At 60.3% G+C, this 14,160-nt stretch carries 14 protein-coding genes and 1 pseudogene; 6 read left to right on the plus strand and 9 right to left on the minus strand.

Going from position 1 to position 14,160, the window contains the following annotated elements; all coding sequences use genetic code 11:
• Positions 1-7 precede the first annotated feature (7 nt).
• The 5 genes from AB4N76_RS12190 to AB4N76_RS12210 form a co-directional block, all read right to left on the minus strand.
• Entirely contained in the window at positions 8-799 is a 792-nt protein-coding gene (locus AB4N76_RS12190) for a hypothetical protein (protein WP_046029726.1), read from the minus strand.
• Between the two features lie 178 nt (positions 800-977).
• A complete protein-coding gene (gene trmB, locus AB4N76_RS12195) occupies positions 978-1,703 on the minus strand; it encodes a tRNA (guanosine(46)-N7)-methyltransferase TrmB (protein ID WP_046029724.1) in 726 nt (241 codons plus the stop codon).
• 9 nt (positions 1,704-1,712) lie between these two features.
• Positions 1,713-2,507, minus strand: coding sequence for a thiazole synthase (locus AB4N76_RS12200; protein WP_109785632.1), 795 nt, complete (start codon positions 2,505-2,507; stop codon positions 1,713-1,715).
• A 62-nt stretch (positions 2,508-2,569) separates the two neighbouring features.
• Complete coding sequence (gene thiS, locus AB4N76_RS12205; RefSeq protein ID WP_175648963.1) at positions 2,570-2,770, minus strand: sulfur carrier protein ThiS; 201 nt, start codon at positions 2,768-2,770, stop codon at positions 2,570-2,572.
• Between the two features lie 90 nt (positions 2,771-2,860).
• Positions 2,861-3,232, minus strand: a complete 372-nt coding sequence (locus AB4N76_RS12210; RefSeq protein WP_046029720.1) for a DUF423 domain-containing protein — start codon at positions 3,230-3,232, stop codon at positions 2,861-2,863.
• A 74-nt stretch (positions 3,233-3,306) separates the two neighbouring features.
• Here AB4N76_RS12210 and mtgA point away from each other — a divergent pair, with 74 nt between their 5' ends.
• Positions 3,307-4,029: a monofunctional biosynthetic peptidoglycan transglycosylase gene (gene mtgA / locus AB4N76_RS12215; protein WP_046029718.1), complete on the plus strand. Its 723-nt coding sequence runs from the start codon at positions 3,307-3,309 to the stop codon at positions 4,027-4,029.
• A 207-nt stretch (positions 4,030-4,236) separates the two neighbouring features.
• Here the strand turns inward: mtgA and rpoH are convergent, their stop codons facing one another.
• The 4 genes from rpoH to ftsY all read right to left on the minus strand — a co-directional run bounded on the left by rpoH (position 4,237) and on the right by ftsY (position 8,420).
• A complete protein-coding gene (gene rpoH / locus AB4N76_RS12220) occupies positions 4,237-5,091 on the minus strand; it encodes an RNA polymerase sigma factor RpoH (protein WP_007897890.1) in 855 nt (284 codons plus the stop codon).
• 112 nt (positions 5,092-5,203) lie between these two features.
• A complete protein-coding gene (gene ftsX, locus AB4N76_RS12225; protein WP_046029714.1) occupies positions 5,204-6,226 on the minus strand; it encodes a permease-like cell division protein FtsX in 1,023 nt (340 codons plus the stop codon).
• Positions 6,223-6,894 carry a cell division ATP-binding protein FtsE gene (ftsE, locus tag AB4N76_RS12230; RefSeq protein ID WP_008026149.1) on the minus strand — a complete coding sequence of 224 codons (672 nt, stop codon included), beginning with the start codon at positions 6,892-6,894 and terminating at the stop codon, positions 6,223-6,225. The genes ftsX and ftsE overlap by 4 nt, the downstream gene beginning before the upstream one ends.
• Positions 6,891-8,420, minus strand: a complete 1,530-nt coding sequence (gene ftsY, locus AB4N76_RS12235) for a signal recognition particle-docking protein FtsY (RefSeq protein ID WP_460164489.1) — start codon at positions 8,418-8,420, stop codon at positions 6,891-6,893. Before ftsY ends, ftsE begins: the two co-directional genes overlap by 4 nt.
• Before the next feature lie 344 nt (positions 8,421-8,764).
• Between ftsY and AB4N76_RS12240 the strand changes: the two genes are divergently transcribed.
• From AB4N76_RS12240 to AB4N76_RS12260, 5 genes and pseudogenes are all read left to right on the plus strand, one after another.
• The gene (locus AB4N76_RS12240) at positions 8,765-10,120 is read left to right on the plus strand and encodes a M16 family metallopeptidase (RefSeq protein ID WP_109785635.1); all 1,356 of its coding nucleotides are present in this window, start codon (positions 8,765-8,767) and stop codon (positions 10,118-10,120) included.
• Positions 10,113-11,602: pseudogene (locus tag AB4N76_RS12245) on the plus strand (M16 family metallopeptidase). Before AB4N76_RS12240 ends, AB4N76_RS12245 begins: the two are co-directional and overlap by 8 nt.
• Positions 11,602-12,213, plus strand: a complete 612-nt coding sequence (rsmD, locus tag AB4N76_RS12250; RefSeq protein ID WP_046029702.1) for a 16S rRNA (guanine(966)-N(2))-methyltransferase RsmD — start codon at positions 11,602-11,604, stop codon at positions 12,211-12,213. The pseudogene AB4N76_RS12245 and the gene rsmD overlap by 1 nt, the downstream one beginning before the upstream one ends.
• Positions 12,214-12,268: 55 nt before the next feature.
• The gene (locus tag AB4N76_RS12255) at positions 12,269-13,267 is read left to right on the plus strand and encodes a hydrolase (protein ID WP_046029700.1); all 999 of its coding nucleotides are present in this window, start codon (positions 12,269-12,271) and stop codon (positions 13,265-13,267) included.
• A 3-nt stretch (positions 13,268-13,270) separates the two neighbouring features.
• Positions 13,271-14,110, plus strand: a complete 840-nt coding sequence (locus AB4N76_RS12260) for an AraC family transcriptional regulator (RefSeq protein ID WP_109785638.1) — start codon at positions 13,271-13,273, stop codon at positions 14,108-14,110.
• Positions 14,111-14,160 lie beyond the last annotated feature (50 nt).

The raw sequence follows: 14,160 nt of genomic DNA on the forward strand, positions 1-14,160 counted from the left end.
ACGCCTTCTATTTAGCCTCTGCCGCCATGACTGCGTTGCGCATCATGGCGCTCAGCCCCAGAAAGTCTTTGCAGCCCAATGCCTCGGCTTTATCCAGATAGACAATATTCTGGCTATCGGGACGGTCATTTTTGTTCACGCGTGTCAGCGCCAGAATGTAATTGGCCTCGGCGCGATATTGCGCTTCTGTCAGCAGCAGCGCGGCGGCGCGGGCCTGCATAGCCTCCATGATGCCTTGCTGGGGCAATGGTGCATTCACGTCCTGGAAACATAGGGAACGCGTGGCCATCAACGGATAGCCGCCGCCCTTTATGTCGGGCTTCTGAAGCAACTGCTCCAGTGTTTGCAAGTATTTCAGGTGATCGGCGTTGTGCAGATCAAACCTTTCGTAGGCCCGATCGCACACGTTGTAATAGCCAATGGCGGCTGCCAACAAGCCTTGGTCCATGGCTTTTTGGTAAAGGCCGCAGGCCTCTTTCGGCGACTGCCCGGAATACATCGGATTGCTTTGTAGGTTAGCCAGAAAGTACGTCGCGAGCGTGTGCCCGCCATCAGATGCGCGCTTGAGATTATCTGCGAGTACTTCGAGGGTACTTTCTGCATTCTCCAACTGCTCGGGCCTGTTGGTCAGATCGAGCTGTCCTGCCGCCTCCAGCCTGATTATTTCATCGGCGTTACGCTGCAGATCCGCGGCCGCTTTCTGGGCGCGCGCAAAATACTCATCGGGGGTTACGGCGGGGCCGCAGGCTGTCGAGGCCAACAGGCTCAAAAGCAACGTGCAGGCGAAGAGGGCTTTCAAACCTGTCTTCCTTTACAAGTGGGGGCGTAGAGTTGTCGGCGGATCGCCACTGAACTTGAACACCACACACAACGACGGTGGGAGCCAGCCGGCTTGCGAAGGCCTGACAATCAACGAAGTGTTGAATGTCATGAAGCTTTCGCGAGCAGGCTCGCTCCCACAGTTTGTTGCGTAAGGCTTAGGACTGTTTCTCGAACTTCAGGTCCCACACGCCGTGCCCAAGCCGTTCGCCGCGGCGTTCGAACTTGGTGATCGGACGCTCGGCCGGGCGCGGAACGCACTTGCCGTCTTCGGCGAGGTTGCGATAACCCGGCGCGACGTTCATCACTTCCAGCATGTACTCGGCGTACGGCTCCCAATCGGTAGCCATGTGCAGCACACCGCCCACCTTCAGCTTGCTGCGTACCAGTTCAGCGAACGACGCCTGAACGATACGACGCTTGTGGTGACGGCTCTTGTGCCACGGGTCCGGGAAAAACAGCATCAGGCGATCGAGGCTGTTGTCGGCGATGCAGCGGTTGAGCACTTCAATCGCGTCGCAATCGTAGACCCGCAGGTTGGTCAGGCCCTGAGTCAGCACGCCATTAAGCAGCGCACCCACACCCGGACGGTGAACTTCCACGCCAATGAAATCCTGCTCCGGCGAGGCCGCAGCCATTTCCAGCAGCGAATGGCCCATGCCGAAACCGATTTCCAGCGAGCGCGGCGCCGAACGGCCGAACACTTGATCGAAGTCCACCGGCGCATCGGCCAACGGCAAGACAAACAGCGGCGTGCCCTGCTCCAGGCCTTTTTGCTGGCCTTCGGTCATGCGCCCGGCGCGCATCACAAAACTCTTGATGCGGCGGTGTTGGCGCTCTTCGCCTTCTTCCGTCTGGATTGGCGTGTCGTTTGATTCAGTCATCAATGGCTCTTACTTGATCAGACCATCCAGCGGCGAGGAGGCGCTGGCATAGAGTTTTTTCGGCATGCGGCCGGCGAGGTAGGCCAGGCGGCCTGCAACGATGGCGTGTTTCATGGCTTCAGCCATCATGACCGGCTGCTGGGCATGGGCGATGGCCGAGTTCATCAGCACGGCTTCGCAACCCAGTTCCATGGCGATGGTGGCGTCGGACGCGGTACCGACACCGGCATCCACCAGCACCGGGATCTTGGCTTCTTCGAGGATGATCTGCAGGTTGTACGGGTTGCAGATCCCAAGGCCTGTGCCGATCAGGCCGGCCAGCGGCATGACCGCGATGCAGCCGATTTCCGCCAATTGACGGGCGATGATCGGGTCATCGCTGGTGTACACCATCACGTCGAAGCCTTCCTTGACCAGCACTTCGGCGGCCTTGAGGGTTTCGATCACGTTGGGGAACAGGGTTTTCTGGTCCGCCAGCACCTCCAGCTTCACCAGATTGTGCCCGCCAAGCAGTTCACGAGCCAGGCGGCAGGTGCGCACGGCCTCGACAGCGTCGAAGCAACCGGCGGTGTTCGGCAGGAAGGTGTAGCGATCCGGCGACAGGACATCGAGCAGGTTCGGCTCGCCTTCGTTCTGGCCCAGATTGGTGCGGCGCACGGCGAAGGTGACGATTTCGGCACCCGAGGCTTCGATAGCCTGGCGGGTTTCTTCCATGTCACGGTACTTGCCAGTGCCGACCAGCAAACGCGACTGGTAAGTACGACCGGCCAGGACGAAAGGCTTGTCGCTACGAACGATGCTCATGGGAAATCCTCTGTAGGGGTGAGGTTCTTGCAGAATTCTTGCCCTTTCGGACTGGGCGCAGACTAGCCGCCGCCGATGGCGTGAACGACTTCGACGCTGTCGCCGTCGTTCAGTGCAGTGCCGGCATGCTGACTGCGCGGGACGATATCCAGATTGAGTTCGACCGCTACCCGGCGTCCGGTCAGTTCCAGACGGGTCAGCAGGGCCGCAACGGTTTCACCGTCGGGCAGTTCAAGGGATTCGCCGTTCAACTGAATGCGCATACCGAATGCCGTCATCATTTTTAGGGGCTGGCATTCTAGCCCGATCAGTCTTGGTGACCCAAGCCATTCGTCATGAAATGGACCACCCGGTCAGCTCAACCGCCAGGCGGCAAGCCCCAGGCACGCCCAGCCCACCAGGAATGCGAGCCCGCCGAAGGGCGTAATGATTCCGAGCTTGCTGACACCGGTCAGGGTAAGCAGGTACAGGCTGCCGGAAAACAGCAGGATGCCGATGGCAAACGACGCGCCCGCCCAGGTGATCAGTCGCCCCTGAATTTGCGTGGCCAGTAACGCAATGCCTAGCAACGCCAGGGTGTGCACCAATTGGTAAGTGACGCCGGTGTGGAATATCGCCAGATACTCGGGGGTCAGACGGTTTTTCAAGCCGTGGGCGGCGAACGCGCCCAAGGCAACGCCGGTGAAGCCGAAGAAAGCGGCCAGCATCAGAAAGCCACGCAGCATTAAGAACTCCAGTCAGACTCGATCAACAGGGTCTGTATAATGGCCCGCTCAACGGGTTCGGCCAAGCCATCTCTATGCTGCGTATCTATTTCCGTCGTTTCACGAAGGCCGTGCTCTGGTTCATGGGCGGCAGCGTATTGCTGGTGTTGATCTTCCGCGTGGTCCCGCCACCGGGGACTGCGCTGATGGTCGAGCGCAAGATCGAATCCTGGTTCGACGGCGAGCCCATTGACCTGCAACGCACCTGGAAGCCGTGGGATGAAATCTCCGACGACCTTAAAGTCGCGGTGATTGCCGGCGAAGACCAAAAATTCCCGGAACACTGGGGGTTTGATCTCGGTGCGATTCAGGCAGCACTGGCTCACAACGAACTCGGTGGCTCGATTCGAGGCGCCAGCACCTTGAGCCAGCAAGTCTCGAAGAATCTGTTTCTCTGGTCCGGCCGTAGCTGGCTGCGCAAAGGCCTGGAAGCCTGGTTTACCGGATTGATCGAGGTGTTGTGGCCCAAGCAGCGGATTCTTGAGGTGTACCTCAACAGTGTGGAATGGGATGACGGGGTATTTGGCGCAGAGGCGGCAGCCAGACACCACTTTGGTGTGAGCGCCAAAGGCCTCAGTCGCCAACAATCGAGCTTGTTGGCCGCCGTACTGCCAAACCCGCGCGTCTGGAGTGCAAGCCATCCCACCTCTTATGTGGCGCGGCGAGCCGGCTGGATTCGCAAACAGATGAGTCAGCTGGGTGGCGACAGTTATCTGGTGGGTCTCAATGATTCGCGCCGAGCGCCTTGGGCCCAGTAGCCGAACACAATTCCCGAACACTGAAAATCCCCTGTGGGAGCGAGCTTGCTCGCGATAGCGTCTGGTCAGTCGCTACAGTTATTGACTGATACACCGCTTTCGCGAGCAAGCTCGCTCCCACAAGGGCCAGGGTGAGGCATAAATCCGGGCACAAACAAAAAACGCCCCGATCAATGATCGGGGCGTTTTTTATTGCCTTCGCGCAGGTTATGCCGCAATCGACAACTTGAGCTTGTTCATCGCGCTCTTCTCGAGCTGACGGATACGCTCGGCCGACACGTTGTACTTCTGCGCCAGGTCGTGCAGCGTGGCTTTTTCTTCCGCCAGCCAGCGCTGGTAGAGGATGTCGCGGCTGCGGTCGTCCAGCACTTCCAGCGCTTCGTGCAGGTTGTGGTTGGAGTTGTCGCTCCAATCGGCATCTTCCAGTTGACGGGCCGGGTCGTACCGGTGGTCTTCCAGGTAGTTGGCCGGCGACTGGAAAGCGCTGTCGTCGTCCGCTTCCGCGGCCGGGTCGAAGGCCATGTCATGGCCGGTCAGGCGACTTTCCATCTCGCGCACTTCCCGAGGCTCTACACCGAGGCTTTCCGCCACCCGATGGACTTCCTCGTTGTTCAGCCACGCCAGGCGCTTCTTCTGGCTGCGCAGGTTGAAGAACAACTTGCGCTGGGCCTTGGTGGTCGCGACTTTCACAATGCGCCAGTTGCGCAGGATGAACTCGTGGATTTCCGCCTTGATCCAGTGCACAGCAAACGAAACCAGACGCACACCCATTTCCGGGTTGAAGCGCTTGACCGCCTTCATCAGCCCGACGTTGCCTTCCTGGATCAGGTCAGCCTGAGCCAGACCGTAGCCGGAATAGCTACGGGCGATATGTACGACAAAACGCAGGTGGGCGAGCACCATCTGCCGAGCCGCCCCCAAATCCTGCTCATAATAGAGACTCTCGGCCAGTTCACGCTCCTGCTCCGGCGTCAGCAATGGAATGCTGTTGACGGTGTGCACATAGGCCTCCAGGTTCGCACCCGGGACCAGAGCATATGCAGGTTGCAAAGAATTGGTCATACGAAAAAACCTCCCACTTACAAACTCGTGCAGTTCAGCACTGCGAAAATTGACCGGAAACCGAAAAACAAGTTCCCATAAACGCTGAAAGGTCAATACGAGCAAAATGATACTACTTAGGCGCAAGCTCCCTCAGGTGGCGTGCGACTGCAATCCATGCACCGATATACCCCAACAGCACCGCGCCAAGCAAGAGAGACAGACCGTCGGCAACTGGCACTCCGGCCAGCGCGAAATCACTGCCGTATAAACCGGCCAGCCCTACCACCGCGTCGTTGAGCCAGTTCAGGCCAAACGCCAGTACGCCCCAAGACAGAATCCCCGCACCGAAGCCATAAAGCGCACCCATATATAGAAAGGGCCTGCGCACATAGCTGTCAGTGCCGCCGACGAGTTTAATCACTTCTATCTCTGTGCGGCGGTTTTCAATATGAAGACGAATGGTATTGCCTATCACCAAAAGTAATGCAGAAACCAGCAGCACGGTCAGACCAAAGACAAAACGGTCGCCCAGCTTGAGGATCGCGGCCAGACGCTCGACCCAGACTAGATCAAGTTGTGCCTGTTGTACCTTCGGCAACTCGGAAAGTTTTTGTCGTAATGCTTCAAGCGCCGGCTTGTCGACTTCCTTCGGAGTGACCAGAACCACGCCGGGTAGCGGGTTTTCCGGCAATTCCTTCAGCGCCTCACCCAAGCCAGATTGCTGCTGAAACTCTTCCAGCGCCTGGTCGCGCCCCACGTACTCGGCATCAGCGACACCGGGCATCCCCTTGATTTGCTCGCGCAGCGATTCGCCCTGTTCAGGGCTGGCTTCCAGTTGCAGGTACAGGGAAATCTGCGCCGCACGCTGCCAGGACCCGCCCAGACGCTCGACGTTACTTAGCAAAAGTGACAGGCCCATGGGCAGGCTCAGCGCAACGGCCATCACCAGGCAAGTGAAAAAGCTGCCGATCGGCTGTTTGCCCAAACGACGCAAGCTGTCCAGCAGGCTGGCGCGATGGCTTTCGACCCAGGCCCGAAACAACGTCGGGAAATCCGGACCGTCGTCATCGTCGTGTTTTTTCTTCTGCGGTTGCGGTTCGGCAGCCTTCGGGGCTACGCGCTCGGAAACTTTAGGGCTGCGTGTCGCACTCATTCGCCCGCCTCCCCATCGCCAATCAATCGGCCACGTTGCAGTGTGAGCATGCGGTGACGCATACGAGCGATCAGCGCCAGGTCGTGGCTGGCAATCAGCACACTGGTGCCCAAGCGATTGATGTCTTCAAATACGCCCATGATTTCGGCAGCCAGGCGCGGGTCGAGGTTACCGGTCGGCTCGTCCGCCAGCAGCAAGGCCGGGCGATGAACGATGGCGCGGGCGATGCCGACGCGCTGTTGCTGCCCCGTCGACAGGTCCCCCGGGTACAAATCGGTCTTGTCCGAGAGCGCCACGCGCTCCAGGGCCGAATCCACACGCTTGGCGATCTCGGCCTTGGACAGCCCGAGGATTTGCAATGGCAGTGCGACGTTGTTGAACACCGTGCGATCGAACAACAACTGGTGATTCTGGAACACCACGCCGATCTGTCGACGCAGGTAAGGAATCTGCGCATTGCTGATGGTGCCCAGGTCCTGGCCGGCCAACAGCAACTTGCCGGTGGTCGGACGCTCCATGGCCAGCAACAGGCGCAACAAGGTGCTTTTACCGGCGCCGGAATGGCCGGTTACAAACAAAAACTCGCCCCGACGGACTCGAAAGCTCAGCTCATGCAAGCCGACGTGTCCGTTCGGGTAGCGTTTACCGACCTGTTCGAAACGAATCATGAACGCTCCCGCTCGGCAAACAATGCCTGGACAAAGGGTTCAGCTTCAAAGGTACGCAAATCGTCGATGCCCTCACCGACGCCGATGTAGCGGATCGGCAGGCCGAACTGCTTGGCCAGGGCAAAAATCACCCCGCCCTTGGCGGTGCCATCGAGCTTGGTCAGCGCCAGGCCGGTCAGTTCGACGGTCTGGTTGAATTGTTTGGCCTGGTTGATAGCGTTCTGACCCGTACCGGCATCAAGCACCAACAGCACTTCGTGCGGCGCATCGGCATCGAGCTTGCTAATGACCCGGCGGACTTTCTTCAGCTCTTCCATCAAGTTGTCTTTGGTGTGCAATCGACCGGCGGTGTCGGCGATCAGCACGTCAATGCCACGGGCCTTGGCGGCCTGTACGGCATCGAAGATAACCGAAGCCGAGTCGGCGCCGGTGTGCTGGGCGATGACCGGGATCTTGTTGCGCTCACCCCAGACCTGCAACTGCTCGACCGCTGCTGCGCGGAAGGTGTCACCGGCGGCGAGCATGACTTTCTTGCCTTCGAGTTGCAGCTTCTTCGCCAGTTTGCCGATGGTGGTGGTCTTGCCGGCGCCGTTGACGCCTACCACCAGAATGACGAACGGTTTGTTCTGCGACGTGATTTTCAGCGGCTGCTCGACCGGCTTGAGCATGGCGGCAAGCTCAGCCTGCAAGGATTTGTACAGCGCATCGGAATCGGCCAGCTCTTTGCGCGCAACCTTTTGGGTCAGGCGCTGGATGATCACGGAAGTGGCTTCGACGCCAACGTCGGCGGTCAGCAGACGGGTTTCGAGATCTTCCAGCAGCTCGTCATCGATGGCCTTTTTGCCCAAAAACAAACTGGCCATGCCTTCGCCGATACTGGCGCTGGTCTTGGACAGGCCCTGCTTGAGACGGGCGAAGAAGCCGGCTTTGGTTTCTTCTGTACGCGGCGGTTCGACAGGCGTTTCGACGACAGCGGCGCCCGGTGCTGGCGCCTGCACAACCGGAGCAACCGGAGCAACCGGAGCAACCGGAGCAACCGGAGCAACCGGAGCAACCGGAGCAACGAAAGCAGGAATCACCGGCTCTGCAACCACCGGTTCAGGCTCGGCCACGACGGCTGGCGCGACGACCGGCTCAACCACCGAAACCTGAACGGGAGCAGGTGCAAACGCAGTCGGCGCGGGAATCGGCGGCGTAATGTGCGGCGCCAACTCATCTTCAACCAATGCCACCGGTTCCTCGGCCACCGGCAGCGTCAGCCAGGGTTCGGCAATCGGTGTCAGGGGCGCTTGGGTGACAACTTCAGCGACGAGATCGGGCTCGACCACCGGTTGCAGCACCGGTTCGGCGACGGGCAACACGATCGGCGCGAGTGTTTCTTCTATAACCGGCGCCGGCGTGGGCTCAGGAAGTGGTTGTGGCTGTTCGACGACGGGTTCCTGCGGCTTTTTGCGCAGCCATCCGAACAGGCTTTTCTTCTCGCCAGCCGCAGCTGGGGCTTTCTTGTCGTCGTTGGAACCAAACATGGAGGACGGCTATCTCACGGTAGCGACGCGCCAATGGCGCCCCGGCAAATAAATATTCGATGCAGAACAGACTGCGATTGACCCAGCTTGTTCACGCGCAACATTTTGTCGGGGTGCAAATCGCACCCCAAAGGTCGACTAATTCGAAGGACTGGAACGGCATCGTCGGCGAAAACGCAGAGTTTAGCTGACAAACTCAACGCTCGAGCCGAAAACCCAAACAACCTGCAGACCGATCAAAGGCCTGATAGGCGTGGCCGCCAGTAAAACGGACCGTTATCCTAGCACCCTCTCGCCCGCTGACGCTAAGACCAAGCGGGCAGCCCAACAGGTTTAAAAAACGAATGAATGCTCTAGCCCGCCGCGCTGCAGGCCTGCTGCTCAGCACAGTTTGTCTGCCACTGTCAGCCTTGGCTGCCGATCCACAACCCACCCACGAATTCACGCTCGACAACGGTCTGAAGGTGATCGTGCGCGAGGACCATCGTGCGCCGGTGGTGGTTTCCCAGATCTGGTACAAGGTCGGTTCCAGCTACGAAACACCGGGCCAGACCGGTCTGTCCCATGCCCTCGAACACATGATGTTCAAAGGCAGCGAGAAAATCGGCCCCGGCGAAGCTTCGTTGATCCTGCGCGACCTGGGCGCCGAAGAGAACGCGTTCACCAGCGACGATTTCACCGCGTACTACCAAGTGTTGGCCCGCGACCGCCTGGGCGTAGCCTTTGAACTGGAAGCGGACCGCATGGCCAGCCTGCGCCTGCCGTCTGACGAGTTCGCCCGGGAAATCGAAGTCATTAAAGAAGAACGTCGCCTGCGTACCGACGACAAGCCCATGTCCAAAGCCTACGAGCGCTTCAAGGCCATGGCTTACCCCGCCAGCGGTTACCACACGCCGACCATCGGCTGGATGGCTGACCTGGATCGCATGAAAGTCGAAGAACTGCGCCACTGGTACCAGTCCTGGTACGCCCCGAACAACGCCACGCTGGTGGTCGTCGGTGACGTGACTCCGGACGAGGTCAAAGCCCTGGCCCAGCGCTACTTTGGCCCGATCGCCAAGCGCGACGTGCCGCCGGCGAAAATCCCGCTGGAACTGGCCGAGCCGGGTGAACGCCTGATCACCCTGCATGTGCAAACCCAACTGCCGAGCCTGATGCTGGGCTTCAACGTACCGAGCATCGCTACCGCCGAAGACAAGCGTTCGGTGAACGCCTTGCGCCTGATCGCGGCCCTGCTCGATGGCGGCTACAGCGGTCGCATCCCGACCCAACTGGAACGCGGCGAAGAGCTGGTGTCCGGCGGTTCGTCGAGTTACGACGCCTACACGCGCGGCGACAGCCTGTTCACCTTGTCGGCCAGCCCCAACTCGCAAAAAAAGAAAACCATCGCCCAGGCCGAAGCCGGTCTGTGGAAGCTGCTCGAACAGCTGAAAACCACTGCGCCGTCCGCTGAAGAGCTGGAGCGCGTGCGGGCTCAGGTGATTGCCGGCCTGGTCTACGAACGTGATTCGATCACCAGCCAGGCCACGTCCATCGGTCAACTGGAAACCGTCGGCCTGTCATGGAAGTTGATGGACACCGAACTGGCCGACCTGGAAAGCGTAACGCCAGAAGACATCCAGAAAGCCGCCAAGCTGTATTTCACCCGCGAACGTCTCAGCGTCGCCCATGTCCTGCCACTGGAGACGACTCATGAGTGAGCGTAAAAAACCACGCCTGGCCCTGATCGGCCTGATCGCTGTCACCCTGATCGGCTCCGCGGCCTTCTACCTGAGCAGAAGCGGCGATTCCAAGGCCAGCGAAGCCCTGGACAAAGCCAAGTCCAGCCAGAAGTTGCAATCGCTGACTGAACTCGATGGCAAGGCACCGAGCCACCGCTCACTCGACGTCCAGACCTGGAACACCGCCGAAGGCGCCAAGGTGTTGTTCGTCGAAGCTCGCGAGCTGCCGATGTTCGACTTGCGCCTGATCTTCGCCGCCGGCAGCAGCCAGGACGGCAATGCACCGGGCCTGGCCCTGCTGACCAACGCGATGCTCAACGAAGGGATAGCCGGGAAAGATGTCGGCGCCATTGCGCAAGGCTTCGAAGGCCTGGGGGCGGACTTTGGCAACGGGGCGTTCAAAGACATGGCACTCGCGTCCTTGCGCAGCCTCAGTGCCAAGGACAAGCGCGAACCGGCACTGAAGCTGTTCGCTGAAGTGGTCGGCAAACCCACCTTCCCCGCCGGTTCCTTCGCACGCATCAAGAATCAGATGCTGGCCGGCTTCGAGTATCAGAAACAAAACCCCGGCAAACTGGCGAGTCTGGAGCTGATGAACCGCTTGTACGGTGATCATCCTTACGCGCACGCCAGTGACGGCACGGCGAAAACCGTTCCCGCCATCACGCAGGCTCAGCTGAAGGCGTTCCATGAGAAAGCCTACGCAGCGGGCAACGTGGTGATTGCGCTGGTGGGCGACCTGTCTCGCGCCGAGGCCGAAGCGATTGCCGCGCAAGTCTCCAGCGCGCTGCCAAAAGGCCCGGCACTGGCGAAAATCGCGCAGCCCGAAGAACCCAAAGCCAGCATTGGTCACATCGAGTTCCCGTCCAAGCAAACCAACCTGATGCTCGCGCAACTGGGCATCGACCGTGACGACCCGGACTACGCCGCTCTGTCGTTAGGCAACCAGATCCTTGGCGGCGGTGGTTTCGGCACCCGACTGATGAGCGAAGTCCGCGAGAAGCGTGGCCTGGCCTACGGCGTGTACTCGGGTTTCACCCCGATGCAGGCGCGCGGCCCGTTCATGATCAACCTGCAAACTCGCGCCGAGATGAGCGAAGGCACGCTGAAGCTGGTACAAGACGTGCTGGCCGACTACCTTAAAACCGGCCCGACCCAGAAAGAACTCGATGACGCCAAGCGTGAACTGGCCGGCAGCTTTCCGCTGTCCACCGCCAGCAACGCCGATATCGTCGGCCAGTTGGGCGCCATGGGGTTCTACAACCTGCCGCTCAGTTATCTGGATGATTTCATGCGTCAGTCCCAGAGCCTGACCATCGAACAGGTCAAGACTGCACTGAACAAACACCTGAGCACGGACAAAATGGTCATCGTCAGCGCTGGCCCGACCGTGCCACAAAGCCGTTACCGGCCCCATCTGATAAACCTGCCGAGCAACCGCTCGGGGTTCCGGAGCATTAATGGCCACGCGTCCAAAAAAACCTGTTCATAACGTCCATAACGGCGTGAACCAACTGCGCATCATCGGGGGCGAATGGGGTAGCCGCAAACTGAGCTTCCCGGATGCCCCGGGCCTGCGTCCGACCCCGGACCGGGTGCGTGAAACCCTGTTCAACTGGCTCGCGCCTTATGTCCCGGGCGCCAAGGTGCTGGACCCGTTCGCCGGCAGCGGCGCACTGTTTCTAGAAGCCCTGTCCCGTGGCGCGGCCATGGGCCAGGCGCTGGACGCCAGCAACATTGCGGTTTCCAGCATCAAGGAACACTTGGGCACACTGCGCTGCACCACTGGCCACGTTCAGACCGCCGATGCCCTGCGCTATCTGGAAACCCAGACAGCGACTGCGTACGACCTGGTCTTCCTCGACCCGCCGTTCAACCAGGACCTGCTGCCTTCCGTTTGCACGCTGCTGGAAGAGCGTCAGTGGTTGGCCAACGAAGCCTGGATCTACACTGAAAGCGAAAACGCGCCGTCGTCCCTCGGTTTGCCAGGCAACTGGCGCCTGCACCGTGAACAGAAATCCGGGCGGGTCTACTACGCGTTGTGGCAACGTATGGCAGAGATCGCCGGTTAATCGACCGGCCTGAAAAGGTGCGCACACGTTGCGCACCGCTGCATCGAGAGTGATCGTGTCCCATCCGCCAGAACGCTTTACCCCCGCCTTGGGCCTGGGCAACCCGCACTTGCAAACCTTGTGGGGACCGCTTTGGCGCAAAACCACGCATATTGAACGCGAGCGCGAGCGCTTGTGGCTCGAAGACGGCGACTTCCTCGACCTCGACTGGCACGGCCCTCACAGCGCGACATCGCCCTTGGTGCTGGTGTTGCACGGCCTGACGGGCTCATCGAACTCACCGTATGTGGCCGGCGTGCAAAAGGCCCTTGCCACCCAAGGCTGGGCCAGTGTCGCGCTGAACTGGCGTGGCTGTTCCGGCGAGCCGAATCTGCTGGCGCGCAGCTACCATTCGGGTGCCAGTGAAGACCTCGCCGAAACCATCAGGCACCTGCGGGCCAAACGTCCATTGGCGCCGCTGTACGCGGTCGGCTACTCCCTGGGCGGTAATGTCCTGCTTAAACATTTGGGCGAGTCCGGCAGTGACAGCGGCGTGGTCGGCGCAGTGGCGGTCTCGGTGCCGTTCCGTCTCGACCAATGTGCAGATCGCATCGGCCAGGGCTTTTCCAAGGTTTATCAGGCGCACTTCATGCGCGAAATGCTCGCCTACATCAAAAACAAACAGCGCCAGTTCCAGCATGACGGGCGCGAGGATGGCCTGGCGGCGCTGGCCGCGTTGGGTTCGCTGGAGAACATGCGCACCTTCTGGGATTTCGATGGCCGGGTCACGGCGCCCTTGAACGGGTATATCGATGCCGAGGATTACTATCGCCGCGCCTCGAGCCGCTATTTCCTTGGGGAAATTCGCACACCGACCCTGATTATTCAGGCGGCCGACGATCCCTTTGTTTTCCCCCACAGCCTGCCCCACGCCGACGAACTGTCGGCCTGCACACTGCTCGAATTACAGGCCAAGGGCGGGCATGTTGGTTTCGTGGATGGTTCGTTCAGACAACCGGGTTATTACCTGGAACGGCGCATCCCGCAGTGGCTGGCCGCCGTGGGGCGCGAATAGGTCATGGACGCCGATCAGGGCGAGTCGATCCGCTTCTGGCAAACCGCGCCGCTGGCCGGGGTCGAGTTGTTGTCCGCGCGCTACATTGAGCACCGCTTCGCACCCCATGTGCATGAGGGTTATGTGATCGGCATGATCATGGCCGGCGCCCAGCGTTATCGCTATCGCGGAGCCGAACACCTGGCCGGCAGTGGCACGCTGGTATTGATCAACCCGGATGAACTGCACACCGGCCACAAAGGCACGGAGGATGGCTGGTTGTACCGGGCGTTTTATCCGGACAGTAGCCAGTTACTTTCGTTGCTGGCGGAGCTGGAATTGCCGACCCACCACTTGCCGGCATTCGGCGCCACGCTGTATCGCGACCCGGACCTGGTGAAGGGTTTCTGCCAGCTGCATTGTCTGCTGGAAAGTCCATCCACGGCCCTGCAACAGCAAACCGTCTGGCGAGAAATGATGCTGTTATTGCTGCAACGACACGCGGCCGTGCCGATTGCCGGCAAACCCGGCAATGAGCATCGAGCGGTGACGCGGGCCAAGGATTTGCTGCATTCGCAGTTGGCGGCACCACCGTCACTGGAGGAATTGGCGGCGGCGGTGAACCTTTCACCGTTTCACTTTGCCCGGGTGTTCCGCCGAGCCACCGGCATGCCGCCGCACACCTGGCTGATGCAACAACGCATCGCCCGGGCCAGGGCACTGTTACAAAACGGGTGTTTGCCGCTGGAAGTGGCCACGCAATTGGGATTTGCCGACCAGAGTCATCTGAGCCGGCAGTTCAAGCAGGTTTATGGGGTGGGGCCGGGGGCGTATCGCAGTGCCCGGCAATCGCTCGGGAAATGAGCATTACTGTCGGAGTGAGCCTGCTCGCGATAGCGGTGGGTCAGTCGACA

It is taken from the genome of Pseudomonas sp. S2_F03 (assembly GCF_054668335.1).

Bases quoted from the DNA above. Each gene is read 5' to 3' on its own strand.
- thiS (WP_175648963.1), bottom strand. From the start codon at position 2,770: ATGCGCATTCAGTTGAACGGCGAATCCCTTGAACTGCCCGACGGTGAA.
- rsmD (WP_046029702.1), top strand. From the start codon at position 11,602: ATGGCCACGCGTCCAAAAAAACCTGTTCATAACGTCCATAACGGCGTG.
- AB4N76_RS12240 (WP_109785635.1), top strand. From the start codon at position 8,765: ATGAATGCTCTAGCCCGCCGCGCTGCAGGCCTGCTGCTCAGCACAGTT.
- ftsX (WP_046029714.1), bottom strand. From the start codon at position 6,226: ATGAGTGCGACACGCAGCCCTAAAGTTTCCGAGCGCGTAGCCCCGAAG.
- AB4N76_RS12200 (WP_109785632.1), bottom strand. From the start codon at position 2,507: ATGAGCATCGTTCGTAGCGACAAGCCTTTCGTCCTGGCCGGTCGTACT.
- mtgA (WP_046029718.1), top strand. From the start codon at position 3,307: ATGCTGCGTATCTATTTCCGTCGTTTCACGAAGGCCGTGCTCTGGTTC.
- AB4N76_RS12210 (WP_046029720.1), bottom strand. From the start codon at position 3,232: ATGCTGCGTGGCTTTCTGATGCTGGCCGCTTTCTTCGGCTTCACCGGC.
- AB4N76_RS12260 (WP_109785638.1), top strand. From the start codon at position 13,271: ATGGACGCCGATCAGGGCGAGTCGATCCGCTTCTGGCAAACCGCGCCG.
- rpoH (WP_007897890.1), bottom strand. From the start codon at position 5,091: ATGACCAATTCTTTGCAACCTGCATATGCTCTGGTCCCGGGTGCGAAC.
- trmB (WP_046029724.1), bottom strand. From the start codon at position 1,703: ATGACTGAATCAAACGACACGCCAATCCAGACGGAAGAAGGCGAAGAG.
- ftsY (WP_460164489.1), bottom strand. From the start codon at position 8,420: ATGTTTGGTTCCAACGACGACAAGAAAGCCCCAGCTGCGGCTGGCGAG.
- ftsE (WP_008026149.1), bottom strand. From the start codon at position 6,894: ATGATTCGTTTCGAACAGGTCGGTAAACGCTACCCGAACGGACACGTC.